Annotated in this window: 21 protein-coding genes, 1 tRNA gene and 2 pseudogenes; 12 read left to right on the forward strand and 12 right to left on the reverse strand. The window is 33.5% G+C overall.

What is annotated here, in order from left to right; translation table 11 throughout:
- The first annotated feature begins 246 nt into the window (after positions 1-246).
- From nuoG to AAHM80_RS08225, 5 genes are all read left to right on the forward strand, one after another.
- Positions 247-2421, forward strand: a complete 2175-nt coding sequence (nuoG, locus tag AAHM80_RS08205) for an NADH-quinone oxidoreductase subunit NuoG (RefSeq protein WP_342259875.1) — start codon at positions 247-249, stop codon at positions 2419-2421.
- Positions 2418-3449: an NADH-quinone oxidoreductase subunit NuoH gene (nuoH, locus tag AAHM80_RS08210; RefSeq protein ID WP_341748258.1), complete on the forward strand. Its 1032-nt coding sequence runs from the start codon at positions 2418-2420 to the stop codon at positions 3447-3449. Before nuoG ends, nuoH begins: the two co-directional genes overlap by 4 nt.
- Before the next feature lie 457 nt (positions 3450-3906).
- Entirely contained in the window at positions 3907-4038 is a 132-nt protein-coding gene (locus AAHM80_RS08215; protein WP_342259876.1) for a hypothetical protein, read from the forward strand.
- The gene (locus AAHM80_RS08220; protein WP_342259877.1) at positions 3977-4408 is read left to right on the forward strand and encodes a helix-turn-helix domain-containing protein; all 432 of its coding nucleotides are present in this window, start codon (positions 3977-3979) and stop codon (positions 4406-4408) included. The genes AAHM80_RS08215 and AAHM80_RS08220 overlap by 62 nt, the downstream gene beginning before the upstream one ends.
- Positions 4409-4563: 155 nt before the next feature.
- Complete coding sequence (locus tag AAHM80_RS08225) at positions 4564-4962, forward strand: transposase (protein WP_410521534.1); 399 nt, start codon at positions 4564-4566, stop codon at positions 4960-4962.
- Positions 4963-5264: 302 nt separating this feature from the next.
- On the opposite strand, the gene AAHM80_RS08230 is transcribed toward AAHM80_RS08225, so the two are convergent.
- On the reverse strand, positions 5265-6284 hold the full coding sequence (locus AAHM80_RS08230) for a HAMP domain-containing sensor histidine kinase (protein ID WP_342259878.1): 1020 nt from the start codon (positions 6282-6284) through the stop codon (positions 5265-5267).
- A gap of 574 nt (positions 6285-6858) precedes the next feature.
- On the opposite strand from AAHM80_RS08230, the gene AAHM80_RS08235 reads away from it, so the two are divergent.
- On the forward strand, positions 6859-7668 hold the full coding sequence (locus tag AAHM80_RS08235) for a DNA adenine methylase (RefSeq protein WP_410521535.1): 810 nt from the start codon (positions 6859-6861) through the stop codon (positions 7666-7668).
- A gap of 30 nt (positions 7669-7698) precedes the next feature.
- Here AAHM80_RS08235 and AAHM80_RS08240 read toward each other — a convergent pair whose 3' ends face one another.
- From AAHM80_RS08240 to AAHM80_RS08250, 3 genes are all read right to left on the reverse strand, one after another.
- Positions 7699-8940: a site-specific integrase gene (locus AAHM80_RS08240; RefSeq protein WP_342259880.1), complete on the reverse strand. Its 1242-nt coding sequence runs from the start codon at positions 8938-8940 to the stop codon at positions 7699-7701.
- Positions 8941-9401: 461 nt separating this feature from the next.
- Positions 9402-9478 (reverse strand) — tRNA-Asp (locus AAHM80_RS08245).
- Between the two features lie 261 nt (positions 9479-9739).
- Entirely contained in the window at positions 9740-10318 is a 579-nt protein-coding gene (locus AAHM80_RS08250) for an IS110 family transposase (RefSeq protein ID WP_342259881.1), read from the reverse strand.
- A 1035-nt stretch (positions 10319-11353) separates the two neighbouring features.
- Between AAHM80_RS08250 and AAHM80_RS08255 the strand changes: the two are divergent.
- The 3 genes and pseudogenes from AAHM80_RS08255 to AAHM80_RS08265 form a co-directional block, all read left to right on the forward strand.
- A pseudogene (locus AAHM80_RS08255) lies at positions 11354-11620 on the forward strand (IS110 family transposase); the annotation flags it as partial.
- Between the two features lie 204 nt (positions 11621-11824).
- Positions 11825-12409, forward strand: a complete 585-nt coding sequence (locus tag AAHM80_RS08260; RefSeq protein WP_342259882.1) for a hypothetical protein — start codon at positions 11825-11827, stop codon at positions 12407-12409.
- A 67-nt stretch (positions 12410-12476) separates the two neighbouring features.
- Positions 12477-13530: pseudogene (locus AAHM80_RS08265) on the forward strand (IS110 family transposase); the annotation flags it as partial.
- 155 nt (positions 13531-13685) lie between these two features.
- Here the strand turns inward: AAHM80_RS08265 and AAHM80_RS08270 are convergent.
- The gene (locus tag AAHM80_RS08270; RefSeq protein WP_342260473.1) at positions 13686-14141 is read right to left on the reverse strand and encodes an AAA family ATPase; all 456 of its coding nucleotides are present in this window, start codon (positions 14139-14141) and stop codon (positions 13686-13688) included.
- Between the two features lie 459 nt (positions 14142-14600).
- Positions 14601-15032, reverse strand: a complete 432-nt coding sequence (gene tnpA / locus AAHM80_RS08275; protein ID WP_342259383.1) for an IS200/IS605 family transposase — start codon at positions 15030-15032, stop codon at positions 14601-14603.
- 192 nt (positions 15033-15224) lie between these two features.
- Between tnpA and AAHM80_RS08280 the strand changes: the two genes are divergently transcribed.
- Positions 15225-15746: a helix-turn-helix transcriptional regulator gene (locus tag AAHM80_RS08280; protein WP_342259883.1), complete on the forward strand. Its 522-nt coding sequence runs from the start codon at positions 15225-15227 to the stop codon at positions 15744-15746.
- A gap of 340 nt (positions 15747-16086) precedes the next feature.
- On the opposite strand, the gene AAHM80_RS08285 is transcribed toward AAHM80_RS08280, so the two are convergent.
- The 4 genes from AAHM80_RS08285 to AAHM80_RS08300 form a co-directional block, all read right to left on the reverse strand.
- Positions 16087-16500: a helix-turn-helix domain-containing protein gene (locus AAHM80_RS08285; RefSeq protein ID WP_341748206.1), complete on the reverse strand. Its 414-nt coding sequence runs from the start codon at positions 16498-16500 to the stop codon at positions 16087-16089.
- A gap of 382 nt (positions 16501-16882) precedes the next feature.
- On the reverse strand, positions 16883-17443 hold the full coding sequence (locus AAHM80_RS08290; RefSeq protein ID WP_342259884.1) for an IS630 family transposase: 561 nt from the start codon (positions 17441-17443) through the stop codon (positions 16883-16885).
- Entirely contained in the window at positions 17437-17937 is a 501-nt protein-coding gene (locus AAHM80_RS08295; protein WP_342259385.1) for a helix-turn-helix domain-containing protein, read from the reverse strand. Before AAHM80_RS08295 ends, AAHM80_RS08290 begins: the two co-directional genes overlap by 7 nt.
- Positions 17938-18091: 154 nt before the next feature.
- Positions 18092-18358, reverse strand: a complete 267-nt coding sequence (locus AAHM80_RS08300; RefSeq protein WP_342259885.1) for a hypothetical protein — start codon at positions 18356-18358, stop codon at positions 18092-18094.
- Between the two features lie 156 nt (positions 18359-18514).
- On the opposite strand from AAHM80_RS08300, the gene AAHM80_RS08305 reads away from it, so the two are divergent.
- Positions 18515-19864, forward strand: coding sequence for a cytochrome ubiquinol oxidase subunit I (locus tag AAHM80_RS08305; RefSeq protein WP_342259886.1), 1350 nt, complete (start codon positions 18515-18517; stop codon positions 19862-19864).
- Positions 19865-20268: 404 nt separating this feature from the next.
- Positions 20269-21288: a cytochrome d ubiquinol oxidase subunit II gene (cydB, locus tag AAHM80_RS08310; RefSeq protein ID WP_342259887.1), complete on the forward strand. Its 1020-nt coding sequence runs from the start codon at positions 20269-20271 to the stop codon at positions 21286-21288.
- A gap of 145 nt (positions 21289-21433) precedes the next feature.
- Here the strand turns inward: cydB and AAHM80_RS08315 are convergent, their stop codons facing one another.
- Positions 21434-24439, reverse strand: coding sequence for an efflux RND transporter permease subunit (locus tag AAHM80_RS08315; RefSeq protein WP_342259888.1), 3006 nt, complete (start codon positions 24437-24439; stop codon positions 21434-21436).
- A 60-nt stretch (positions 24440-24499) separates the two neighbouring features.
- Positions 24500-25780, reverse strand: coding sequence for a hypothetical protein (locus AAHM80_RS08320; RefSeq protein WP_342259889.1), 1281 nt, complete (start codon positions 25778-25780; stop codon positions 24500-24502).
- Positions 25781-25820: the final 40 nt, after the last annotated feature.

The raw sequence follows: 25820 nt of genomic DNA on the forward strand, positions 1-25820 counted from the left end.
TGATATACAGATCTCTACTTTCTTTTTGTTAGTTAATTTTGCAAAATTGGAAAATTTAGATTAGTGAGTAACATATAATGTGGTATAATTTCGACGTAATACCATTTCCGAAAACTAATTATCACGTTGTCGTACTTCATGATCTCCGCTCCTCACGTACTAGTATGTACGCTCCGGTGCTCGACACTCGTACTCCGAGTAGCAATTTAGTTTTGGGAAATGGTATAATATAAAATACAATATATCATGATAAAACTTACTATAGATGGTACTGAAGTCGAAGTAGAGGAAGGCACAACCGTATTTCGTGCCTGCAGCAAGCTTGGTATAGAAATCCCACATTTTTGTTTTCATGAACGTTTGAAGATTGCCGGTAACTGCCGTATGTGCTTGGTGGAGATGGAAAAATCTCCCAAGCCCATTGCTTCTTGTGCTATGCCTGCCACTTCAGGTATGGTTATCCACACTAATACCATAGGTGTTAAAAAGGCTCGTGAAGGAGTGATGGAATTTCTATTGATTAATCACCCCCTAGATTGTCCTATTTGTGATCAAGGAGGTGAGTGTGATTTACAGGACCAAGCCTTTAAATATGGTAAAGCAAGTTCTAGATTTTCGGAGAATAAAAGAACAGTCAAAGATAAGTATATGGGACCTTTGATTAAGACTCATATGACTAGATGCATACAATGTACTAGATGTATAAGGTTTGCCACTGATATTGCTGGAGTTGAGGAGATAGGAACTCTTTACAGGGGAGAGCATATGGAGGTAACCTCGTATCTTGAACGTAGTCTTGAATCGGAATTATCAGGCAATATTATAGATATTTGCCCAGTTGGAGCATTAAATTCCAAGCCTTATTCTTTTAAAGCTCGTAGTTGGGAACTAACAAAGACTGAGTCAATAGATGTATTGGATGCACAAGGTTGTAATATAAGGGTTGATAGTAGGGGATCTGAAGTAATGAGGATATTACCAAGGGTTAATGATGATATCAATGAAGAATGGATATCAGATAAAGCAAGATTTGCTTATGATGGCTTGAAATACCAAAGGTTAGATTCTCCGTATATAAGACAAAATGGTAAATTAGTTGAAGCTTCTTGGAGTGATGCTATTGCACTAGTAGCACAAAAATTAAAGTCTCTTGCCGGTAATCAAATGGCGGCAATAGCTGGAACACTTGCCTGTACCGAATCAATGTTTTTATTAAAAACATTGTTACAGAAGCTTGGATGTAACAATTTTGACAGCAACCAGTTTAATTATAAAATAGACCAATCTAGTAGGGGGAACTATCTATTTAACACAACAATTTCTAGACTTAAAGAAGCTGATCTAGCTTTGTTAATTGGTGCAAATATCAGGCAAGTAGCTCCTGTCCTGAATGCTCGTATTGGCATATTGCAAAGAGAAGGAAAGCTAAAAGTAGCTCGAATTGGCAATATTACTAACCAAACTTACTATATAAATGAATTAGGGGCTAGCCCTAACATAATTAAGGCAATAATATCAGAGAAACATCAGTTTGCTAAGGAATTAGAACATGCAAAAAATCCAGTTATAATTATTGGTGATGGTGTATATTCTCGAGATGATGGCTATGCTATTTTGGCACTCATTCATCAGATGGTAGATAAATATAAGATAGTTAGAGATGATTGGAATGGTTTTAATATACTGCATAATCATGCGTCAATGGTCGGTAGTTTAGACATAGGCTTTAGTCCTAAAAATGGCGGTAATGGTGTTTCTGAAATTTTACAGAAGGCAGAAAAGGGTGAAATTAAGTTTGTATATTTACTAGGTAGCGATGAAATTGATATGAGCAAAATCAGATCGTCTTTTGTAGTGTATCAAGGGCATCACGGTGATAATGGAGCAAATGCAGCAGATGTCATTTTTCCTGCTAGTAGCTATACAGAAAAAGATGCTATTTACGTAAATTTTGAAGGAAGACCACAATATGCTAGGGCAGCAACTAGTCCGGTAGGACAAGCGAAAGAAGATTGGGTTATTATAAATAATCTTGCCAATAATTTAGGACTAGATCTTGGCATGAGCAATTTAATGGAAATAAGAAATAAGTTGGCAGCCGAGTTTCCGGTATACTCAAATGATTTGAAGAATTGGAACGAAAAACAAGGGGGGAGCGAGCGGAGCGTACATGAAGTACGTGAGCACGCGAATACCACGCAGTTTTGCGAAGCCAATTCTTCAAAGCAGAAGAGTATATTTGCTAATATTTCTGAGATAATAGGTGGTGAGTTTATACAATTTACCTCCCTCGATAATTTACTTAAATCCGATATAGTGACTAAACCTATAAATTACTATATGACAGACTCGATTAGTAGAGCATCTGTTACTATGGCAAAATGTGTGGAGTCAAAGCAAGAAAGGGAAAAAGTTGCATGATATCGTTCTTTCAACAATATCTATTGCCATTAATTATTGTAGCTTTGAAAGTTTTATCTATCACTATTCCTCTTTTGCTGTGCGTAGCTTACCTTACCTATGCTGAGCGAAGAGTAATAGGGCTAATGCAACTCCGAAAAGGTCCAAATGTAGTAGGACCTTTTGGGTTATTGCAACCAATTGCCGATGCAGTAAAACTATTATTTAAAGAAACAATTATACCAAACCAAGCTGACAAAATATTATTCACCCTAGCACCTATGATTACCCTTGTACTTAGTTTAATTGGTTGGGCGGTAATACCTTTTGATAAGAAACTTGTACTAGCTAACATAAATGTTGGTGTTTTGTATATTATGGCAATCTCATCGTTAGCTGTTTATGGTGTAATCATAGCGGGTTGGGCAAGTAATTCGAAATATGCTTTCCTTGGGGCTGTTCGCTCGTCGGCTCAGATGATTTCATACGAAGTATCTATAGGGTTGGTGATTGTTACTGTACTTTTAACAACGGGGACGCTTAATCTTTCAGAAATCATAGAAAGGCAACAATTATTGCCTTGGTGGGTTGATTTGATGTTGTTACCTATGGCAGTAATATTCTTCATATCAGTACTTGTAGAAACGAACAGATTGCCTTTTGATTTATCAGAAGCTGAGTCTGAGCTAGTTGCTGGTTATAATGTTGAATATTCTTCCATGGGATTTGCATTATTTTTTCTTGGTGAGTACGCTAATATGATTTTAGCTAGCGGTATGACCACCACATTTTTCTTAGGTGGCTATTTGCCACCTTTTGGCATTAAAGTCTTAAATTTTGTGCCAGGTTTTATGTGGTTTGTACTAAAAACCGGGGTTTTATTATTTTGTTTTTTATGGATAAGAGCAACATTGCCTAGATATCGTTACGACCAATTAATGCGTTTAGGTTGGAAAGTATTTTTACCTTTTACCTTATTTTGGGTGGTGTTAGTATCAAGCGTTCTAATGTTTACCGATAATTTGCCAAACCATACTATTCTGCCATAGTACCCTACATTTTTTATATAACCACTATTAAAATGGCTGCTGATCGTTTATTAGCGAGGAGTCGCGAAAAAGCGGCGACGCGGCAATCTAGAATACGCGAAGCGTTACTCTAAAAAAACAGCTTCGCTGTTTACCTGGATCGCCACGGCATCTAAAGAGCCTTGCTATGACGATTATAGAAAAATGTAAGATACTATGGATATTTAGACACGACGACCTTAATTCTTGAAGTTGACCGAGTATACCCTGATTTATTCAAGGTCTAGAGTACTAATCCCATGCTGAGTTTTATCCCATTTGAAGGGTATGAAAATAATCTCCCAAATCGCCTTATAACTTGCTATCGTATGTAGTAGAAAATACAGAGGCCACACAAACAAGGCAGCAATATCTAATACCAATTGCAATAATTAACGCAGTGGTGTAAAATGGGTTTTTACCTGATAAAGGTACTCAAATGGCTAGGTTAATATTACCGCAAGGTTTTCATGGTCATGATTTTATAAAAATGATGAAACATGAGCCGCATGGTCGAAATCGTATACGTTTATTGGCGATTGTATTACCTTCAATTAGGCAAATCTTTTAAAGCCATATCTGAAATAGTGAAGTCACACTGGAAAACTGTGCAATCATGGCTCAGAAGATTTAGGAATCATGGTTTTGAAGGATTATTTGAATCACAAAGAAGCGGTGCCCCTAGGAAGATTAACACTATACAAGAGTCTGCTCTTTTTGATAAAATCAATACGCTCAGTGAAAGTAAAACTGGTGGGTATATAACTGGAAAGGAGCTACATATCATGTTACTTGAGGAATATGGTGCTAAATGTACTTTAAAAACAGTCTACAATACTATGCACCGCCTTGGTTTTAGCTGGATTACTTCTCGTTCAATGCATCCAAAGTCAAATCAAGAGACTCAAAATACATATAAAAAAACTTCCCAGACATGCTAACAGAATTATTACCAAAAAATATCGATAGATGTAAAGTTGATATATGGTCTCAGGATGAAACTCGAGTTGGGCAACAAGGTAGCTTAACTCGTATATGAGCTAAGCGTGGCACTAGACCCCGTAAAGTTCGGCAACAGCAATTCATTTCAACATATATTTATGGAGCTGCTTGCCATGATACAGGAGAAGCTTTTGCATTAATTTTACCATATGCAAATACACAGGCAATGAATAAATTCTTAGAAGACCTTTCTCGCAGTATTCAAGGCAACCGACATATAGCTTTACTAACGGATAATGCAGGTTGGCACACAGCCAAAAAACTAACTGTGCCAAGCAATATCACTTTGATACCGCTTCCGCCCTATGCACCGGAACTTAATGCAATGGAACAAGTTTGGGAATGGATCAAAAATCATTTCTTGTCTAACCAATGTTATGGTGTATATGAAGATATCGTCACTATGGCTTGTTACGCTTGGAATCAATTTGCTCATAATGTAGATTTAGTAAAATCAATTATGTATAGAGACTGGATAAATACACCGTGTTAATTATTGCAATTGGTATAATTCGTTGTAGAATATTAGTGACATTATTTCAATAGTTATAGCTATTGAAATAATGTCACTAGCTTATAATTGGACTTTGGACAAAAATCCCTGTTTTTTCACAAAATAGAAAGTTTGATACAAACCTAGTATTCTAGGTTAACTTTCTAAAATTATTATTAATCTATAGTTAATATTTTTACAATTTTAGGTAAATTATTTTACATAATAGATAAATTATAAGTTGCTAAATATAGGCTAAATTATTTTGTCCAAAGTCCAATTATAAGTTATTAGTCATATTGTTAATCATATCTACGCTCTTTGGTTAAAGGTAATTTTACTGGTACTTGTAAAGTAAAGGTTGTACTCTTACCTTGTTGGCTGCTAATCTCAATTTTACCATTTAGATCGGCAATAAATTGTTTGACTAAGCTCAAACCTAATCCTAATTTTAAATTTGATTCTGAGCTTGAGTTAGATTCCAATTTCTCACCAGTATCTTTGCTAGTCGAGCTAGTAAAGCTAGAACTATCAAGACTATTTAATTGTTCATAAATATATTGTTGCTTTTCTTCAGACATGCCAATACCTGTATCATGAACAACGAATTGTAAAACATCTTTAGCTTTCTGAGCTTCTGCAGATTCTACACCACTAGACTCTTTATTATTTTGTAATAGTACGGTACATGCAGGAAAAAAATCGCTGTTTAAGAAAACATGACCTTTTTCAGTGAAATTAATAGCATTACTAACTAACTGAGTTAATATTGCCTCAATTCGATAACTATCACCAATGGTATCTGGAATATCAACAAAACTCTTTGCCAGCCTTATGCCTTTATATTTCGAGGTTAGTTTTAGCCTATTAATAACTCTGCTTACTAATTTTTCATGGTTGAATTTCTTAGAAATTATTGGTACTGATACTACGTTTGTGGTAGACATTAAGCTTGAATAACACTCAACAAAATCTAGCATATTTGTCGAGTAATCAATTAGTTCTTTAGTACAATCAGCAATATCGGCTATAGACAACTTTTTAACGTTATTGTTCTCTATTTCAAGGAGTGTTAGAGCAAGTGCAAAAATGCTAGTACACGGAGTTTTTATGCTAAGAGCTGTATTTGTTATAAAGTCTTTATGGAGTAAATTAGCTAATTTTAGTTTTTTCTTGGTTTGTTGTAGCTCAACAATAATATCACTATTGATATTATTTGTTTCATTGTTAGTTCCAGGGATGTTGTCACTGGTAACATTTTTATTTATATTTTTTTCATTGGAAATTTTGTTTTGTTGTTGATTTTTATCATCGGTAGTCATACAATCAATTCCTATTGTTCGTTGAGAAAATAGAAGCACGAGGTTAGATTTAAAAATTTTGTAGTTCTTGTTTCTAACCTCGTCGCTTGATATCGCACCATACGCTATCCTTTTTAGACATACCTTGATTATTTCCTAGAGTACAGCGGTTTTTTAGCCTATTAGTAATTTTTTTTAAAAATTTTTAGAATAGTGTTAATCTAGAGACAGTGGATAAAATTATTATTAGTTGGTAGCTAAATGGCTTATAAGTAAGCCATAAATTAGCTGCTTAACATAGCAAATCATTCTGTAAGCCTTATAATATAAGGCTTACAGTGTATAAATACTGCGTTTCTGATCTAAAGCAAATATTACCTATATTTGTATCAGGTTTCTTTACCACTCAACAAAGCTAATTGTATAGCAAAAGCAAGGGGGTGTTTCATTGGTTATGACTTTTAAACGACCCTGTTACCAATATATTGACGATTCTTGTAGTATTCTTGTGATATTTATGATACAATAAATGAGCTATTTATTAATTGAGCTGTTAGCTCAATTATTCATATTAAGTCTTACTTAAATACTTATAATCATGACTACTACCAAAAACAAACCGTTACCATTTTTCACCTGGGTTGGTGGTAAAAGAAAACTTGCTGATCAATTGATAAAATATGTTCCTGCCACCTTCAATAATTATTATGAGCCTTTTCTTGGCGGTGGTGCGTTATTCTTCAAAATAAAAGATAGGTGTAAGCAATGTTTTCTATCTGACATTAACCTAGAGTTAATTACTAGCTACAATACTATAAAAAAGAATCCAACATTAGTAAGTGATTTATTTGCAGCCCATAAAGAGCAACACTCGAAAAAATATTATTATCGTGTACAAAAACATAATGACAGCAATGATCCAACTAACATTACTGCTAGGTTTCTCTACTTAAATAAATATTCTTTCATGGGTATGTATCGAGTTAATAAGAGTGGTAAGCTTTGTTTGTCCTTTTCTTCTAAGAAATATAATAGTGCTAATTTTGATAAGAAACTACAACAATGTAGCAGTTTTTTAAGTGATGCCACAATTTATGTCACTGATTTTTCGTTTATCGAACCTAAGGAAAATGACTTTGTTTATTTTGATCCACCTTATTACCAAACTGGAGAGAGATTTTATACTAGATTACCCTTTGATAAGAAGGAACAAATCAGGTTAAAAGATTTTGCTAAGGAACTAACAAGCAAAGGGGTAAAACTAATGATCTCTAATAGTGATAGCGACTTTATCAGAGATATATACCAAGATTTTATCATAAATACTGTTGACATTAAATACGCTATCACCAGACAGAAAAAAATCTCTAAAGAGCTTGTTATTACTAATTATCCTTTAAGGTAGAAGTTATCACAACATAAATCTTCAAAGTGGCTAAGCTTTTTTATCAAAGATACTATTGGCTTTTTCCATAAATTCTCTAACAGGATCAATACTTAATCGTGCATAAATTGATGTTGACCTAGGATTTTTATGGTTAAGAGCTTTACCAATGACATACTGACTTGCCCCAGCAATAGCCATCCAACTTCCCATAGTTCTACGAAGATCATGTAACTTAAAATCTTTTAGACCAGCTTTTTTCCTAATCCTGTTCCACGCTCTTTTGGGATCTTCTAGGTGTCCACTTTTACTATCATGATCACTTGGAAATACCCAGGGACATTCACTATGACGTTGCTCATTTCTTGCCTTTAATATTTCCATAGCTTGTTTTGTTAAAGGAACTAAATAAGGCACACCCTGTTTAGGGTTAGGTACATACCATGTTTCATCAGTTAAATTGATATTATCCCACCGCATTGTCAAAATATCGCCCTTCCTAGCTGCAGTATACAAATGCATAAGAATAACATCTTGTATTATTTGAGGCTCTTCTTTTACAACCTCAAGAAAACATTCTTTTTCTTCAGCAAGTAAATACCTGTCCCTTGACTTTTCCGGATGTTTTGTAATACCAGTTATTGGATTGTTTGCTAATATCCCCCATTCAACTGCTCTATTAAATATTCCTATGAATCTCTGAACACATTTATTAGCCATGATTTTTTTGCCATCTTTGGTTAGGTCATTAAAAATCTTTTGTACATCATCTCTCTGTATAGTGGATAGCTTTCTAGTATAAAGATGTTCTGCTTGTCTATTAATATCAGCAACAACGTTTTGCCAACGCTTTATTTTGTGCTTGGCATAGTTTTCAATATATTTATTATCAAAAAATTCTTTAAAGGTCATTCCCTGTTCTTCTTGTTTTTCCTTTTTTAACTCTTGAGTTTTAGCTAAAGTAGGATTTATCACTTTAGCAAGCTGATTTTTAAACTCTGCTGCCTTTGCTCTTGCTACTGTAACAGAAATATCATCAGGAGAAGATTCTAGTTTATGAGGAAAAGAACCTAATTTAATTTTGTGACGTGTACCATTAATTGTTTTGCTTAGAAAAAAACTCTTAGTTCCTAAATATGATACATTCAGGACTAGTCCTTTTTCTTTGGTATCACTATAAACATGTTGGACAATTTTAGGGCGGATAACTTTGCCTTTACTATTTTTTTCCGCTGGAGGAGGGGTAATTTTTTCTATAATCTCTTTAGTGAAGTTAAATGAATTGATTGTCATAGATACCTACCTTGAATTACATTGATTATTTTTAATTATTTTCATATTTAAAGAATTACCGCTAATAGAAATAGTTTGCAAGAATTAATTTATACTAATGAGAATTAAAATAAGGTAGTGTTTAAAAGTAGCATTTTGACAATTTGAATTATATTTTTAGTAACTAAACTTAGGCTAGGCGATTATTTTTAAAATGGCAAAACATTCAACTTTAAATTGATTGGATTGATTATTGATAATGAAAATAATTAACTATTATTTGCGGAGTATTTCAATAAATGAAATGCTGAAAAATACTATTTTTGTATGTGTTTTGTATGTGATTCTTCCGACAGAAAAACCTATGAATTATTATAAATTGACAAGTAATACAATTTCTTATACTATTAAAATTCGATCTAAATTACCCGGAGGAAATACTATGAGTACTAGGCTTTTAACGAAAATATCACTAAGATTAATGGCGGGAGTGACGGGACTCGAACCCGCGACCTTCTGCGTGACAGGCAGACGCTCTAACCAACTGAGCTACACCCCCTTTATCAGGCTTACTATGATATACTACTCGTAAATGAAGAGTTGATAGACGAAGATCAAAATTATGATAGTAGCAGGAGTCGAAGGGTCAAGGAGCGGAGAGTACATTTAGTACGTGGCTACCTACGATCCCTGAAGACGACAACGCAATTCTTGATTTTCATCGAGTATATATAGGTAAGCCGTAATATATATAAAGTCAACTCCCCTGTCAAGAACTCATCAGTAACTAATTTAACTTGATTGCTTATATTAGATATCTTTAGCAAACTCGTGACTTATCTTCGGTGTACCAAGCTTTAATACTATCCTCAATCTCTTGTAATTGTTCTGTTAAACTAGCAATATGCTGGTTCAAGGATAAAATGACGACCGCATTAAACTCAGTATCCTGCCTAGCAATTTCTTGATTCTTAAATAGTAATAATTGTTCTCTTCTTTTTAATAAAGCATGTAACTGTTGTTGGCTATTACTATCATAAGTAACCTTCGTTGGTAAAGCAAAGCACGTTGCATAATCATGCAACAATTTACTATCGATATTATCAGTTTTAGCAAGCCATCCTCTAGCTTTAGCATAACTACACACTTTATTAGGGTGTACTGTAGCAAAAGGCAATTTATTTATTTTTAAAAATTCTCTTAAATTATGTTCATATCCACCAGTAGGTTCAAAGACAACAATTAACTCAGATAAGGCAGGATAGTATTTATTAATAGTGCTAAGCATAGTAGTAAAGCCATGTTGATCATTGGTAACTTCAAAAGCCTTGTTGGTAGCTGGTAGATAGATATTTAAAGTTTTTTTACTAACGTCCACACCAATATAAGTTGTTGCCATATAGAGCCTCATGATTTATATTAATAATAGGATATGCTACATACTCATACGCAAGGTTTAAACCTTCTGACATCCGTTCGTAGTCTTTATCCAAAACAGGATGGGTCTTTGCTGAGGTACGAAGTCTTTAAAATTCAAAGCTTCAATTCGACATACAGTTTACCCATCCTACCACTATATATAACTGATCATGTTATATTTATCATGGTTTTTTTATTGTATGAGTTCGATATAAGAATTATTAATTCTTATATCGATACTTGCTTTGTTATAAGGAAAAATGCACTCTTGAAGCGGCTGACGCAAGTGCATTTTAACTTTTTTCATCATTCAATATGTGATTTTAATAATTAAAATCACATATTGAATGGAGTGTTATATTTTAACAATCAGGTGGGCAACCGCTTCAAACCTGATTGTTTCTATATATAACACTGAATTCGATGTAACAAGTTACATCGAATTCAGGTTATTTAAGTATAGAGAGAGTCTTCTTTTTGTCAAAATTATGGGTTTCGAAGAGCTTGTAAGATCAGGTAACTAGCTGTCATACAATAGTCGAGTTACTGGCAAACGGTACATAGGTGGCACGAACATAGGTTAGGGTTAGGTATGGAACTTGGAAACCAATAGCAAATTTTCCATGCTATTGGGGTGGATGAAGTTGGAGTAGTGATGAAGCTCCTGTAATGGGAGTGGAGCGAAGGGCTTCATGTGGAAAGCACCAAACAAAATGCTTCGCATTATGTAATAACATAAACAAACTGTTATCGGTGAACTATCAACCACAAGGGGTGGTGTTTGCGGTTATCCTGTGTTAAAGTTTAAGTCAGCCGAGTTGGTTAAAGAGATATAACCGGTACTGTCAATGGTGCAATGCAAGTCCGTTGGGAAGCATGGTTTTGGAGCTGTTGGTAAAATCATTGATAGCATTATGTGTTCTATAATACATAAGTGACCTCGTTTAAGAGATTAATTTCACTAAACACTCCAACTTAAAATTAGCTCGGTCTAATTTTTAACGTAGGAAATGATATGACAAATAAAAAGAATGATAAACAAAAATCATCTGTAATTAATCCTGATGCAGCAGGTATTGATATTGGTTCTAGAGAACATTACGTTTGCGTACCAGCTTATAGAGAAGAAAAGAACGTGCGAAAATTCGCCGCTTTTACCAGTGATTTGAGAGAAATGGCGGATTGGTTAAAAAAATGTGGGGTAAAGACAATAGCTATGGAATCAACGGGGGTATACTGGCTTCCAGTATTTCAAATTTTAGAGACTAGTGGCTTTGAAGTAATACCCGATTAGCATTTGCCTATGTCAAACTGGTGTCATGTATGGAACTACCCAAAAATGCAAGAAAAAAATAATACTTGATAGAAAAAAAGCAAAGCCGCATAATTCCAGGTCATTTTTGTCTAGAAGATAAGTCGCAATGACGAAAGAGTTACCTAAAAACGAGTTAACTATGATATAAATTAAATAATAAAAAGGTAATTTATGAATAGATTAGCATTTATTAACATGATTAAAAAGCAAATATCACTATGGATATTTGTTATGAGATATGACTATACGTTAATATCTTGCAGTGTAATACCAGTCATATCAGGATTTAAATTTTTTGAATATATAAACCAAAGATTAACCGATAGCAGCTGGACGGAAAAAGCAATATCTAATTATATCAAGACCGGAGATTTACAACAACTCTTTAATTTCAATTTTTTTATAGGTGTATCTTTTACTATAATATTAATCATTGGTTGTTTTAGCTATAATCATATTAACCTTTTAAAGCATTATTCTCCTAAGAGTTTTAAAATTTCTAGAAGTGGTAGAATTACTGACGATATCCGGTTTATTACTATTCTTACTCTCGGTCGGGGTGTGTTTAATACAATTATACTATATTTTATAGTTAGTGATTGGCTATATCGTTTCATATCAGCATATTTAGTAGTACAAACAACATGGATATATTTTATGCTAAAAATGAATTGTTGTGGTTATAGAGCAATCCCAATCACACCTTCTCAATCACATGACAAAAAAAGAATTAAAGAGAAAAAAAGAAGTATATAACGTTTGCTCAAAGCCCTATTACTTATATTATTTCTAGACTTAAGGCAAAAATCCTCAATATTATCACTTAGTAAATGCTAGACATGTAAAGAACGTACCTGGACGTAAAACAGATGTTCAGGATTGCCAGTGGTTACAACAACTTCATAGCTATGGATTATTAAGTGGTTCATTTCGCCTAGAAGAGCAGATATGTGAATTATGAACTCTTACTAGACAAAGAGACAGATTAACAAAGAATGCTGCAACCCATGTGAACCGTATGCAAAAAGCACTTAATGAGATGAACATCCAATTACATCATGTGATTAGCAATATAACAGGCGTAACAGACATGAACATAATAAAAGCAATTATAGAGGGCAAGAGAGATGCAAATAAATTAGCTGCATTTACAGACTATCGTTAAAGCACTAGAAGGAGATTACCGCAAAGAGCATCTTATAGTATTAAAGCAAGAATTAGATATTTATGAATTTTACCTAAAACAAATCAGAGAGTGTGACGAAGCAATAGAAACATGCTACAAAAAGTTTGATAAACGTGGTGATGGTGATTTAACAAATAGTAAAAAGCAACACAAGAGCAGGAACTCCCCAAAGTTTGATTTACAACAATCATTATATAATGCCGCAGGAGTAGATTTTACTGCGATCCCAGGGTTAAGTGAGTTAAGTGTACAAACGATAATATCGGAAGTGGGGTTAGAGATGGACAGATGGAGTACAGAGAAACATTTCGTATCCTGGCTTGGCTTTAGCCCTACTAATAAAATTACTGGTGGTAAAGTATTTGATACCAGAACAAAGAAGGTACAAAATAAAGCAAGTATGGCATTTAGGATGGCGGCACTTAACCTAGGTAAAGGTAAATCAGCACTAGCAGGATTTTACAAAAGGATAAAAAGTAGAGCTAATGCTCCAAAAGCTATTACTGCTACAACAAGAAAACTGGCATGTATGTTTTATCACTTGTTAAAATATGGTCAAGACTATGTAGAACAGGGAATTGAAGCTTATGAAAAACAATACCAGGAAACGATGGTGATAAATCTTCAAAAGCAGGCTGCAAAATTGGGTTTTGAGGTGACCAGAATAGAGCCTTTACCACAAGTTTGTTAAGAGAAATAAAAGAAAAGTTCTTTTACAACAAACTATTCCATTCAATGGAGGATGTGTTAAATAGAATGTCGGATGCTATATTAAAATATGAAGCAAGTCCTCAAATTATTAAGTCTATCACTAGTTGGAACTGGATTATTAATCCTATTAATTCTTTATTGAAAGATAATTAGTATCAGACTTGCCTCAAACTGGACTTCCGGTAAAATATAATCATATAAATACAAAGCTAAATATTTATGAATATTCTGCGAAGCTATATAATGGTTTGGAATAAGCCCATGATTACATATTTTATGCCAATTCAGTTCTTTCAGTTCAGGATAACATAGTGGTAAAAACATATATCTCCAAGCTCTACCTCCAAGTAAATTAGCTCCAATTGATTTTAATCGCCTTGCACTTGATCCACAAAGAATAAATTGTAGAGAATTATTTGCCAAAAACTTATTTGATTCTATTAAATGATGCACTTCATCAAGAAGCAAAGGTACTTTTTGTACTTCATCGATAATGATAGTAGATACTTTATTTTGTGCGTTTATTTCTTCTCTTAAACGTTCCGGATGTTGGAAATAAATTTGATATATATCTGCTTGCAGTAAGTCTATATAAAGAGCGTTTGGAAAACATTTTTTTTAAATATGTTGATTTACCAGTTTTACGATCCCCCATAAAAAACAAGATTGCTTCTCAGGTAATTTTAAATTTAAAAATCTCTTGATAATCATGAATATATTCCTAATAAATCTGATATTTAGAAGATTATATTCCTAATATATCTCTTTGTCTCTTATTTTTATATATATTGAGTTAGGGTATATACTTGAATGAATCTTGAACATACAAGGATTATTATAAGAATTATTTTTCCTCCTTGGTCTGTGACGTAGTATTGCTAGATCTAGTAAGCTCTCTAAATTCATTAAGTAGCATTTCTATGCATATATGCATCTCTTCTAAACGAAACGTCATATGTAATATACCTTGCTCTTTCTTAGTAGTCAGAACGCCCTCGCAAAGCGAGGGGCTTGACGGTTATGAGCAGCCCAAAGGGCTGCCATTGTTAATTAAAATTCTCCTGATTCGTCAGAGCCTAAACTATCAAGTTGCTCTTGATTCTTAATGTAGTGTTTGATCTGATTCTCTTCAAATCCTACAGTTGAGACCGCATAACCTCTAGCCCACAACTTTTCTCCATTAAAATTACGTTTTCGTCCACCAAACTGCCTAGCAACGGCTATAGCACTTTTCCCCTTGATATAGCCTATTACTTCAGCTACAGAATATTTAGGAGGAATCTTGATGAGCATATGCACATGATCTTGTACCATATGCCCCTCTATGATCTTTCTCCCACGTTGAAAAGCTAACTCATGGAATACGTTCCCAAGATATTTTCTAACCTTCCCGTACAATTCTTTTTTACGACACTTTGGAATAAACACAATATGATATTTGCAATCCCATTTAGAATGATTTAAACTTTCGTATGTTGTCATATATTTTCTCCTTTGACCGTCAAGCCAAAGAAGTTATATATGATAACTTTTTATTTTATACTAAATCTAAAGGCCAAGCCTTGATGGTCTCACTAGTCAAACTAGTGGCTTACCTATCATTGAGTTATTTTGAGGTGTCAAGAAAAAATATTTCTATGGTGGGAGTATTCAAATTTTAATTGTTCTGAGTATATGGCCCTTGTTCACCAAATACAAGAATTCCTCAAAAAAAAGTTTGATGAATTAAAATTAACAAGAAAAGATTTTGCTGAACAAAGTGGCATTCCTTATTCTACTGTAACTAATATTATGCAAGGTCTGAAAGCCAACCCAACTATTAGTAATATATTAAAAATTGCTGACTACTTTAAGTGTTCTATGGATGAAGTTGTAGGAAGAAATGAATATATTTCTTTACCTAATATAGAAAGTCTAGAATTTTATAAAATTACATCAAGTGACATCACTTCTAATATAAAGAAGTTTTTGATTGATAAGGTAAAGAAACAAAATTTAAACTTATATAAATTAGGCATGACTATAGGTTTTAGTAATAACTCTTTACATAGTTTTGTTAATAGTAATAGGGAACAAAAAACTTTAAATAGTCAAATTGTAGTAGCCCTAGCAGATTATTTTGAAATATCACTAGATGAAATGATTGGCAGAATTGCCCCTACTAAAGATACTGACAATAGTAAATCTTCTGATTGAATTTTTAGTGGCTACTGACAGGCATATACTGCTCGTAAATGAAGAGTTGGTAGACGAAGGTCAACTTCAAGAAGAGCTAGGAGTGTCAAAATCGAGCAGCGGAGCGTACATTAGTACGTGAGCAGCGGAGATCTTTAGACACGACGACGCCAATTCTTGAAGTTCACCGAGTATACTCAAATGATTTGAAAATGAATGGTAAGAAGGCATAGCGTATATATAGTATAGTTACGCATGCGAATCAATGATATTCTCAAAAAACAATTAGTAGGATCAGAAGAGTACACTATAAATTTATTCATCTGACAATTATCTTGTAACCGTGTTTATAATCACACAATTAAGGTTTATGATATTTATCAATTATCCAATCTATAAATGTATTATCAACAGACTGCTTCTTCAAAGCATACTCATATACTTCTTTTATTAGAGTTGTAAGGTTTCTCAATGAGAAACTTAAGTTTCTTTCAATTAATATATTAATTGTTGCACTAGTAGCTTTGCTAAAAATTTTTATCTGATCAACAGTTAGTATCTCGAGGTTTATTTCATTATCAATAACAAGAGCTTCCAAGTTAATGTCTAAGGCTTTTGCAATTAATTGTAAATTATTAGCACTAGGATTTTTTGAACTACCATACAAAATGCTATAGACAGTATTTCTACTTAGTCCAGTTTTCCTCTCTATATCTATAGCATTTATGTTTTTTTGAGCCATTAACGAATTAAGTCTAGCCTGTAAATTTGCCATAAGTAATACTTTGTATATAAAATTAATATTTTTAAAATATAAGGTATAATAATCAAAAAGTAAATACCAATTACATTATTTTTTCCGTGTTAATTCTAATTGTTCCTGCTGCTCTAGCTGTTGTTTTTGTCTATATATAAATTAATAGTAGGCTCAGTATGCCATTAGGGGTGACATCCATAACTGTTGAAAGTTTACAAATACCTATACCACAACGTCATTGCGAGCGTAAACGAAGCAATCTAGGAAACAATCTATAGATAAATGATGTTACTGGATTGCTTCGTCGACCTTACGACCTTCTCGCTAATAGACGTATAAAGAAGCTGTATTTACTAACTTTCAACAGTTGTGGGGTGACATCTGATACCAATTGCAATAATTAACACGGTGTATTTATCCAGTCTCTATACATAATTGATTTTACTAAATCTACATTATGAGCAAATTGATTCCAAGCGTAACAAGCCATAGTGACGATATCTTCATATACACCATAACATTGGTTAGACAAGAAATGATTTTTGATCCATTCCCAAACTTGTTCCATTGCATTAAGTTCCGGTGCATAGGGCGGAAGCGGTATCAAAGTGATATTGCTTGGCACAGTTAGTTTTTTGGCTGTGTGCCAACCTGCATTATCCGTTAGTAAAGCTATATGTCGGTTGCCTTGAATACTGCGAGAAAGGTCTTCTAAGAATTTATTCATTGCCTGTGTATTTGCATATGGTAAAATTAATGCAAAAGCTTCTCCTGTATCATGGCAAGCAGCTCCATAAATATATGTTGAAATGAATTGCTGTTGCCGAACTTTACGGGGTCTAGTGCCACGCTTAGCCCATATACGAGTTAAGCTACCTTGTTGCCCAACTTGAGTTTCATCCTGAGACCATATATCAACTTTACATCTATCGATATTTTTTGGTAATAATTCTGTTAGCATGTCTGGGAAGTTTTTTTATATGTATTTTGAGTCTCTTGATTTGACTTTGGATGCATTGAACGAGAAGTAATCCAGCTAAAACCAAGGCGGTGCATAGTATTGTAGACTGTTTTTAAAGTACATTTAGCACCATATTCCTCAAGTAACATGATATGTAGCTCCTTTCCAGTTATATACCCACCAGTTTTACTTTCACTGAGCGTATTGATTTTATCAAAAAGAGCAGACTCTTGTATAGTGTTAATCTTCCTAGGGGCACCGCTTCTTTGTGATTCAAATAATCCTTCAAAACCATGATTCCTAAATCTTCTGAGCCATGATTGCACAGTTTTCCAGTGTGACTTCACTATTTCAGATATGGCTTTAAAAGATTTGCCTAATTGAAGGTAATACATCGCCAATAAACGTATACGATTTCGACCATGCGGCTCATGTTTCATCATTTTTATAAAATCATGACCATGAAAACCTTGCGGTAATATTAACCTAGCCATTTGAGTACCTTTATCAGTTAAAAACCCATTTTACACCACTGCGTTAATTATTGCAATTGGTATGAGACACCCTAGGCTATTAAACCGATGCCTTACATCGAATTGAGGTTAATATACGTTTCATCCATTTTCCAGTTGCTACCCACTTACTTCATTAATAATCAAAAGATAGTCCCTCATCTACCCCTGACAATGGAACAGACACTGCACCAATACCACGATCAAGTACATTTTGGTATATAGTAGTACATTTATAATCAGTAGTGTAATCATGACTTGTTGCTTCATATAAGGATTCTACAATATCACTTATCTTTTTTAAATGAGCATCAGATGATAAACCCATTGATTTGTTCTTCAATAATTCCCAAAGATCATGTATATCTTTCTGTATATTCATATCTAGCTGTGGATTAAACAAATTTGGTTTTTTAATTTCAGCACCATATGCTTTTAATAGACGAACATTTGAATAATTACCATTTATAGACTCAATGTCGGATTAATTTCATTAATCCGACATTGGAATGAGAATGTAAACAATCAGACTTAAAGTGGTTTGACACAAAGTAACAATATGGAATTCGATCCTAATCTACTATCTCGTATACAATTTGCCTTTACCATAAGTTTTCACATAATTTTTCCGTCCTTTACCATTGGCCTTGCTAGCTGGCTTGCTGTCGTAGAAGGGTTATGGATTAAAACTGGCAATAATATTTATCAAGAAATATATAAATTTTGGATTAAGATTTTTGCTATTACTTTTGGTATGGGAGTGGTATCAGGCGTTGTTATGTCTTATCAATTTGGTACGAATTGGTCAGGTTTCTCTGATAAGGTAGGTAATGTACTTGGACCACTATTAGGTTTTGAAGTACTTACGGCATTCTTTTTGGAATCATCTTTCCTTGGAGTTATGCTATTTGGTTGGAATAGAGTCAGTAAAAATATGCATTTCGCTGCCACTTTAATCGTAGCAATTGGTACAATTATCTCTGCTTTTTGGATTCTTGCAGCTAATAGCTGGATGCAAACTCCTACTGGTTATGAAGTACGAGCAGATAATATTTTATACCCGGTAAGTTGGTTGGAAATTATTTTTAATCCTTCATTTCCATATCGTTTTTGTCATATGATTGTAGCAGCATATTTAACTACAGCTTTTGCAATTGGTGGTGTTGCTGCCTGCTATCTTTTACATAAAAAATTTGTTAACCATGCTAGAATCATGTTTGGCATGGCAATGTTGATGGCAGTAGCTGTTGCCCCCATACAACTTTTTATTGGTGATCAACATGGGTTAAATACTCTAAAACATCAGCCGGCAAAAGTTGCTGCTATGGAAGGTATCTGGGATACGGAAAGAGGGGCTGCACTTAGATTCTTTGGTTGGCCTTCAGCACAAGAAGAAATAACAAAATATACTATAGAAATACCCAAAATTGCTAGTTTAATACTAACCCATAGCTTAGATGGAGAAGTAAAAGGCTTAAAAGAATGGTCAAAAGAAAATCGCCCCCCTGTATTAATAGTATTTTTATGTTTCCGAGTAATGGTAGGAATCGGTATATTAATGATAATTACTGGGGTTATTGCATTAGTTTTATACTTACGTAAAAGATTATTTGATACCAAATGGTTTCAATATTGGTGTATGTTGATGACTCCATCTGGTTTTATAGCAATATTAGCAGGTTGGTTTGTTACAGAAGTTGGTAGGCAACCTTATGTAGTATATAATATACTCAGAACATCTGAAGTATCTTCACCAGTATTAGGTCAATATATCTTTGCCTCACTAATTGCTTTTGTTATAGTGTATGCTTTTATATTTGGCGGAGGCATTTATTATATTATAACTTTAATAAGGAAAGGACCTAGTACTACAAATATAGTAACCTCAAATATTGATGTAATAAATTAATAGTAAGCTTAGGTATCATCGCCATTAGGTGTAATGTCACCGCTGCGTAAGCAGGGGTCTAAAAATAGCATAGATAGTGTATATTACGTAGTTTTATATCCCAGCTTTCGCTGAGATAACATAATGGTAAGCAGGGGTGACATCCGAAGGGGCAAGAATATCCCCTAGGCTATTAAACCGATGTCTTATATCAATAGTTGAGGTTACAACTATAATATACTGCTCGTAAATGAAGAGTTGGTAGACGATAGTATAACTTCAAGAAGAGCTAGGCAGTAGCAAAGTCGAGCAGCGTAGCGTACATTAGTACGTGAGCAGCGGAGATCTTTAGACACGACAACGCCAATTCTTGAAGTTCTACCTGAGTATACTAGAGAATCTAACCGGTAAAAGGATATATCACCATGCTTAATTTTGCTCCCTATATAGATTTACCTTTAGTTTGGGGTGGGCTAATTGTCATTGCAATCTTTCTTTATGTATTACTAGATGGTTTTGATCTAGGAATTGGTATATTATTCCCATTTGCTCCTACTCAAGATTGCCGCAATAAAATGATGAACTCTGTAGTACCATTTTGGGACGGCAATGAAACTTGGTTAGTTTTAGGTGGTGGTGGGTTATTTGCCGCATTCCCACTAGCTTATTCAGTTTTGATGTCAGCCTTCTATATACCAATTACCGTAATGCTTTTGGGATTAATCTTCCGCGGAGTAGCTTTTGAATTTAGATTTAAAGCCTCTCTAAAATATTGTTTCATATGGGATTACTCTTTCCATTTTGGCTCTATCATCGCTACATTATTTCAGGGAATTATGCTAGGAGCTTTTATACAAGGAATTAAAATTGATGGCAGAGTATTTGTTGGCAATGCTTTTGATTGGCTAACACCTTTTTCTATCATGACAGGTATTGCTCTAGTATTTGGTTACGCTCTTCTTGGTGCTACTTGGCTGATAATGAAGACTGACGAAAATACCCAAATATGGGCTCGTAAATCCGCATCATACGTATTAATATATGTTATGTTATTTATGGGTTTAGTAAGTTTATGGATACCATTTTTAAATGAGCGAATTCGTATATTTTGGTTTAGTATGCCGAATTTTATATATCTCTCATTAATCCCCGTTTTAACTATTTTTACATTATTTAGATTACTTTCAACCCTTTATAAGAATAAAGAATTTCAGCCTTTTTGTTACTCAGTTTTACTTTTTGTTCTAGGCTATTTGGGACTTATCTTAAGTATTTGGCCTTTTATAGTACCATATCAAATATCTTTGTGGCAAGCGGCAGCGGTAGCAGAATCACAATCTCTAATGTTGGTAGGAGCGGCAACACTTTTACCAATAATATTGGGTTATACAACTTATTGTTATTATATATTCCGTGGAAAATCGACTCATCACCCTATGTATTAATAAGTTGAGAAAAATTTTTATTTCTCAAAAATCCAAACAATGGCTTTGGTTTGTAATTTTATATTTAGTGGGGCTAATATTTGTGCTATCATTATCCTGTATAATTAAAGCTATCTTTTATATATTAAACTAATAGCTTTTACTATTACCCCCTAGCTCTTCTAACTTTCGACAGTTGATGAAAACCAACATAAAGCAAAGGTGTTACATAAAGTGTTAATATCGATCCAACAACAATCCCTATTACCAAAACTATAGCCATTTGAAAACGACTATTAGCATAGTTGCCATTATCAAAGAAAAGTGACAACAAACCAATACTCATAGCTAAAGAAGTAATTAAAATTGTCCTGATTCTTGATGTTGCCGCTGTTACTATTGTTTTTAGAGTTCTTTGTCCCTTCTGATGCATTGCACTACATAACAATACACTATGCTTAGTCATTAATCCTGCTAACGTGATAAGTGATATTTGCGTATATATATTTAACCCACCTTGAGAAAAATATAAGCTTAATAATGCTACACTTAAAGCAGCTGGAATTCCCCCAACTAAAATAAACAATGATAGAATTGAGTCGTTAAAGCGTGCAAACATTAATAAGTAGAGTCCAAGTATAGATAGTAAAATTAGTACTGTAAATGATGATGTTGAATCAATAAGTATTTGCGTTTGCTCACTATAGCTAATATCACTATCATTTGGTAACTTGCTGTTTAACTGATTAATAAAATGAACTGCATCCTGCAATTTAATACCATGTTTAGTAGTGGCAATTACTTCAATGGAATATTGCTCATTATAACGCATAATTTGATTAACGGTATTCACCCTATTAATATCACATATATCCTTAAGCTGAATAAGGTTTTCTCCATTTTTCTGTGTTGTAATGAACATATTTTGTATATTACTTAGTGTTTTGCCAAATTTAGGATCTGATTTAGCAATGACATCATAGGTATTATCATAGTGCTTAAAGTTCCCTATCTTCCTAGCATTAAACAGAATATCTAATGTACTTGATATATCTTTCTGACTTAAACCATATTTAAATAACTTATCTTGATTACACCAAATTTTATAATCTTGTACAGGTGAAGCCTCAATAGCTATAACATTAGTAAATAAATCTTTTGAGTTATTCTGTATAAAATGAACAGCCTGCCAAGCATTCTCCATGGATGATTGGTTATTGACATAAAAGCTTAACTCAACGTTACCCTTTGCTGAACCAGCATTTTTCCCTTGAGCAAATTTCACTGAAATATCTCCACCCACTGCTATTTTTGCTAGTTTAGCTTCAATTTCATGCAATGTTTGTACCGCTTTAGCTTTATCTTTTAATATCAACCAAATTGTTGAACGTGGTGATTCTTCAATGCTCAGAGTATATTTTATATTATCATTATCTTTGATTATTTTAGTAATTTTCTCCATATAGTGATGGATGTAACTTAAATTGGTATTAACTATAAATGTGTTAGTCAGTATAAGCATATCTTTTTTTTCAAATGGCTCAATTTCTATTTTCATATTGTTAACTGCAACATATGTACCAGCCGCTACAACGATAGCCACCAAGGATAAAAATACTTTGGCATGGCGTATAATAAAAAATAAAGACTCCTGATATTTGTATGTAATCATATCCAATGTCTTATTAACAATTTGAACAAATTTGCTTTCATGCGTATTATTTGCTAGTTTTAAAAACAATATGGGTGTTAAGGTAAATGCAACGATAAAGGACATTACTAAACAAGCAATTACTGACAAAGCAAATTCCTGCAAAATTTTTCCTACTTCTCCTTTAATAAATAAAATAGGGACATATATTACTACTAGCGTAAACATCAATATTAAAACAGATAAAAAAAGACTATAAATTGCTTGCAATATACTAGTTAAAGCATCTTTATTCTTCCGATAATAATGTTCAGCATTCTCAATCACTACAATAGAGTCGTCAACCACTAACCCTATAGCCAGTACCATCGCCAACATCGTTATGGCATTGAGTGTAAAACCACATAAGTACAGCATAACAAAACAAGCTGCAAGCGAGACTGGAATTGCACAAATTGCAATAATTGAATATCGCAATGATCCCATTAGCAGTAAAACAATTACTGACACCAACAAGACCGATTCAAGCAAAGTTTTTCTTACTTCTTGAAATGCTTGTAAAATATCTTGGCTATCATCGATAATAACCTGAAAGATAAATTGGGGATTGGCTTTTTCATAATGTTCTAGGAAATGTTTTACACTCTTTGATACATCGATTGGATTTGCATCCGACTTAGCAAAAATACCTAATAAAACAATTTTATCCATACCAAAATAAGAGAGGCTAAGTAGCTCTTTATCTGATATTGTAATGCTGGCAACATTTTTTAATTTTACAGCAACATTATTACTTTCTAAATTGATTTCGCCAAAATCACTCAACTTACTAATTGCTGTATCAAAAGAAATATACTCTGTTTTATATTGATTTGATAACTTACCACCAGAGAAATCACTGTTTTGTAGTGTTAACGAAGCAAGAATACTATCTAACGGGATATAATATTTTGCAATCTTTTCAGGATCAATATCGATATTAATCACTTTTTCAGTCACACCAAAACTAGATGTATTGGCTACACCATCGACATATTTAAGCTTTTTTTTGATCAACTCAATATCATCAGCAGTAGCTGATACATTGTTCTTAGAACTCACCGCAATATACATCATTGGTAAAACAGAAAAGCTTTCAGTAGATATTATAGGCTCTTTAGCCCCCTCTGGCAGGAGAGCCTTATTTTTTAATATCAAATCTCTAACTTGATTAATTGCTTGTTCTATAGGAACTTTCTTGGCTATACTTAGAGTTATTTTACTCTCTCCTAACTGACTAATAGCAATAATCGACTTAAGACCATCAATATGTGAAAAAACTTCCTCAAAAGGTTTGGTAGTATATTTCTCTATCAGGTCCGGCTTTACATTCGGGTTGATGATAGAAATGTAAATATTTGAAACAGGAATGTTTGGTAAAAGTTGAATTTTCAGCTGCAAATATGAGTATATACCAAATAGTACAACCACAATATTTATTACAATAAAGAAGCTACTATGTTCCAACAATCTTTTTATCATAAAAGAACCCAAAGATTCATGGTAGTTTAAAAATTGAGAAAAGTTTTTTCATATTAATTCCTACTTATTCCTAGGATAACTCTGCCCCCCTATTTGCCTCGGTTCTTCTTTTCGCGAGATGTAGCCATGGCTTATTTTGTCAACTGAGGTTCTAGTTGTAGTTGCTGATTTTCGCAGGGTATTGGATGGCAGCTTGGTATTGTCTATTCCATCAGTATCTTTTTTTACTATTATTGGATCGATTTTAGTTACAGACCGCTTTGGGGTTGCAAGTTGAGAACTATTCTGTTCTCTTAATACGTTACTAGCTTCAGTTCCTACTATGTTTACTGGACTCGCTACCTTAGTTGGGAATGCTTTTAGAATTACAACTGGAGCTTTATTGCTCTGTTGCTTTACACTGTCTGCTACATCACTAGGTGGCAGTTGTTTTAACTCCTTCATTGCTTGTTGTGTATCAACTAATTCTTGCTGAGCTAATTCACACATATTATGTTTTAATGCTGCATCGTTTGCCTGCTTTGTTTCATTCAAAGCTATTTGACGTTTAAGAGACTGGTTTTCTTTTTGATACTCTGCCAACTCATTACTATGATTTTGCTTCAAATCTGTAATTCGTGTTTCCAGCTCTTGAATTTTCTTCGCATCTTTTTTCTGTTGAGCTGTAGCTTGCCCTGATGCTTTATAACTGTTAGTGAGATTGCTTAGATTCTGATTTGATATTTTAAGTTCTTTTTCTTGTTTTTTATAATCCTTAGTCAAATCTGTTAAATTCTTCTGTGTCGTATCTTTTTCTGATTTCAGTTTTTGCTCTTTGTTTTTGAAACCTTCATTCAAACCGTCAACCATCTTCTTATGCTGCTCTTTAAGTTTTTGCTCTTCTTCCTTATGAGTGTTATTTGACTCTTTTATCTCTTGCTCTTTTGTTTTAATAGTATTAGTTAAAGTTACTATCTCTTGCCCTTTTTCTTCAAGAACATTAGTCAAATCTGCTATCTCTTGATCTTTTCTTCCAATAGTACCAATTAAATTGTCTATCTCTTGCCCTTTTTCTGCAATGGTCTCAGTTAAAATTGTTAATTGTTGTTCTACTTCATTTAATTTTTGTTGTACTTCAACTAATGCTTGAGATTCTAAATTTGCTGTAGTCACATCTTGTCCTTCACTCACCTTTGTTTTTTTAGCATTTGCTGCAGTACGCTGAACGTCTGCAAAATTTTTACCAACATCTTTAAGTATTTTGGCAGCCTTGCTTTTAATAGCCTGTGCTTCAACATTAGCTTTGCTAAGCTTTCTCTCAGCATCTTTTTTTATAGCCCTAGCCTCTAATACCAATTGCAATAATTAACGCGGTGGTATAAAATGGGTTTTTAACTGATAA

This window comes from Candidatus Tisiphia endosymbiont of Metellina segmentata (assembly GCF_964030715.1).
Classification (GTDB): domain Bacteria; phylum Pseudomonadota; class Alphaproteobacteria; order Rickettsiales; family Rickettsiaceae; genus Tisiphia.

What these genes read in the sequence shown, in the direction of transcription:
- nuoG (WP_342259875.1), top strand. Translation starts at nt 247, where the DNA reads ATGATAAAACTTACTATAGATGGTACTGAAGTCGAAGTAGAGGAAGGC.
- nuoH (WP_341748258.1), top strand. Translation starts at nt 2,418, where the DNA reads ATGATATCGTTCTTTCAACAATATCTATTGCCATTAATTATTGTAGCT.
- AAHM80_RS08215 (WP_342259876.1), top strand. Translation starts at nt 3,907, where the DNA reads ATGGCTAGGTTAATATTACCGCAAGGTTTTCATGGTCATGATTTTATA.
- AAHM80_RS08220 (WP_342259877.1), top strand. Translation starts at nt 3,977, where the DNA reads ATGGTCGAAATCGTATACGTTTATTGGCGATTGTATTACCTTCAATTA.
- AAHM80_RS08230 (WP_342259878.1), bottom strand. Translation starts at nt 6,284, where the DNA reads ATGACTACCGATGATAAAAATCAACAACAAAACAAAATTTCCAATGAA.
- AAHM80_RS08240 (WP_342259880.1), bottom strand. Translation starts at nt 8,940, where the DNA reads ATGACAATCAATTCATTTAACTTCACTAAAGAGATTATAGAAAAAATT.
- AAHM80_RS08250 (WP_342259881.1), bottom strand. Translation starts at nt 10,318, where the DNA reads ATGGCAACAACTTATATTGGTGTGGACGTTAGTAAAAAAACTTTAAAT.
- AAHM80_RS08260 (WP_342259882.1), top strand. Translation starts at nt 11,825, where the DNA reads ATGAATAGATTAGCATTTATTAACATGATTAAAAAGCAAATATCACTA.
- tnpA (WP_342259383.1), bottom strand. Translation starts at nt 15,032, where the DNA reads ATGACAACATACGAAAGTTTAAATCATTCTAAATGGGATTGCAAATAT.
- AAHM80_RS08280 (WP_342259883.1), top strand. Translation starts at nt 15,225, where the DNA reads ATGGCCCTTGTTCACCAAATACAAGAATTCCTCAAAAAAAAGTTTGAT.
- AAHM80_RS08285 (WP_341748206.1), bottom strand. Translation starts at nt 16,500, where the DNA reads ATGGCAAATTTACAGGCTAGACTTAATTCGTTAATGGCTCAAAAAAAC.
- AAHM80_RS08290 (WP_342259884.1), bottom strand. Translation starts at nt 17,443, where the DNA reads ATGCTAACAGAATTATTACCAAAAAATATCGATAGATGTAAAGTTGAT.
- AAHM80_RS08295 (WP_342259385.1), bottom strand. Translation starts at nt 17,937, where the DNA reads ATGGCTAGGTTAATATTACCGCAAGGTTTTCATGGTCATGATTTTATA.
- AAHM80_RS08305 (WP_342259886.1), top strand. Translation starts at nt 18,515, where the DNA reads ATGGAATTCGATCCTAATCTACTATCTCGTATACAATTTGCCTTTACC.
- cydB (WP_342259887.1), top strand. Translation starts at nt 20,269, where the DNA reads ATGCTTAATTTTGCTCCCTATATAGATTTACCTTTAGTTTGGGGTGGG.
- AAHM80_RS08315 (WP_342259888.1), bottom strand. Translation starts at nt 24,439, where the DNA reads ATGATAAAAAGATTGTTGGAACATAGTAGCTTCTTTATTGTAATAAAT.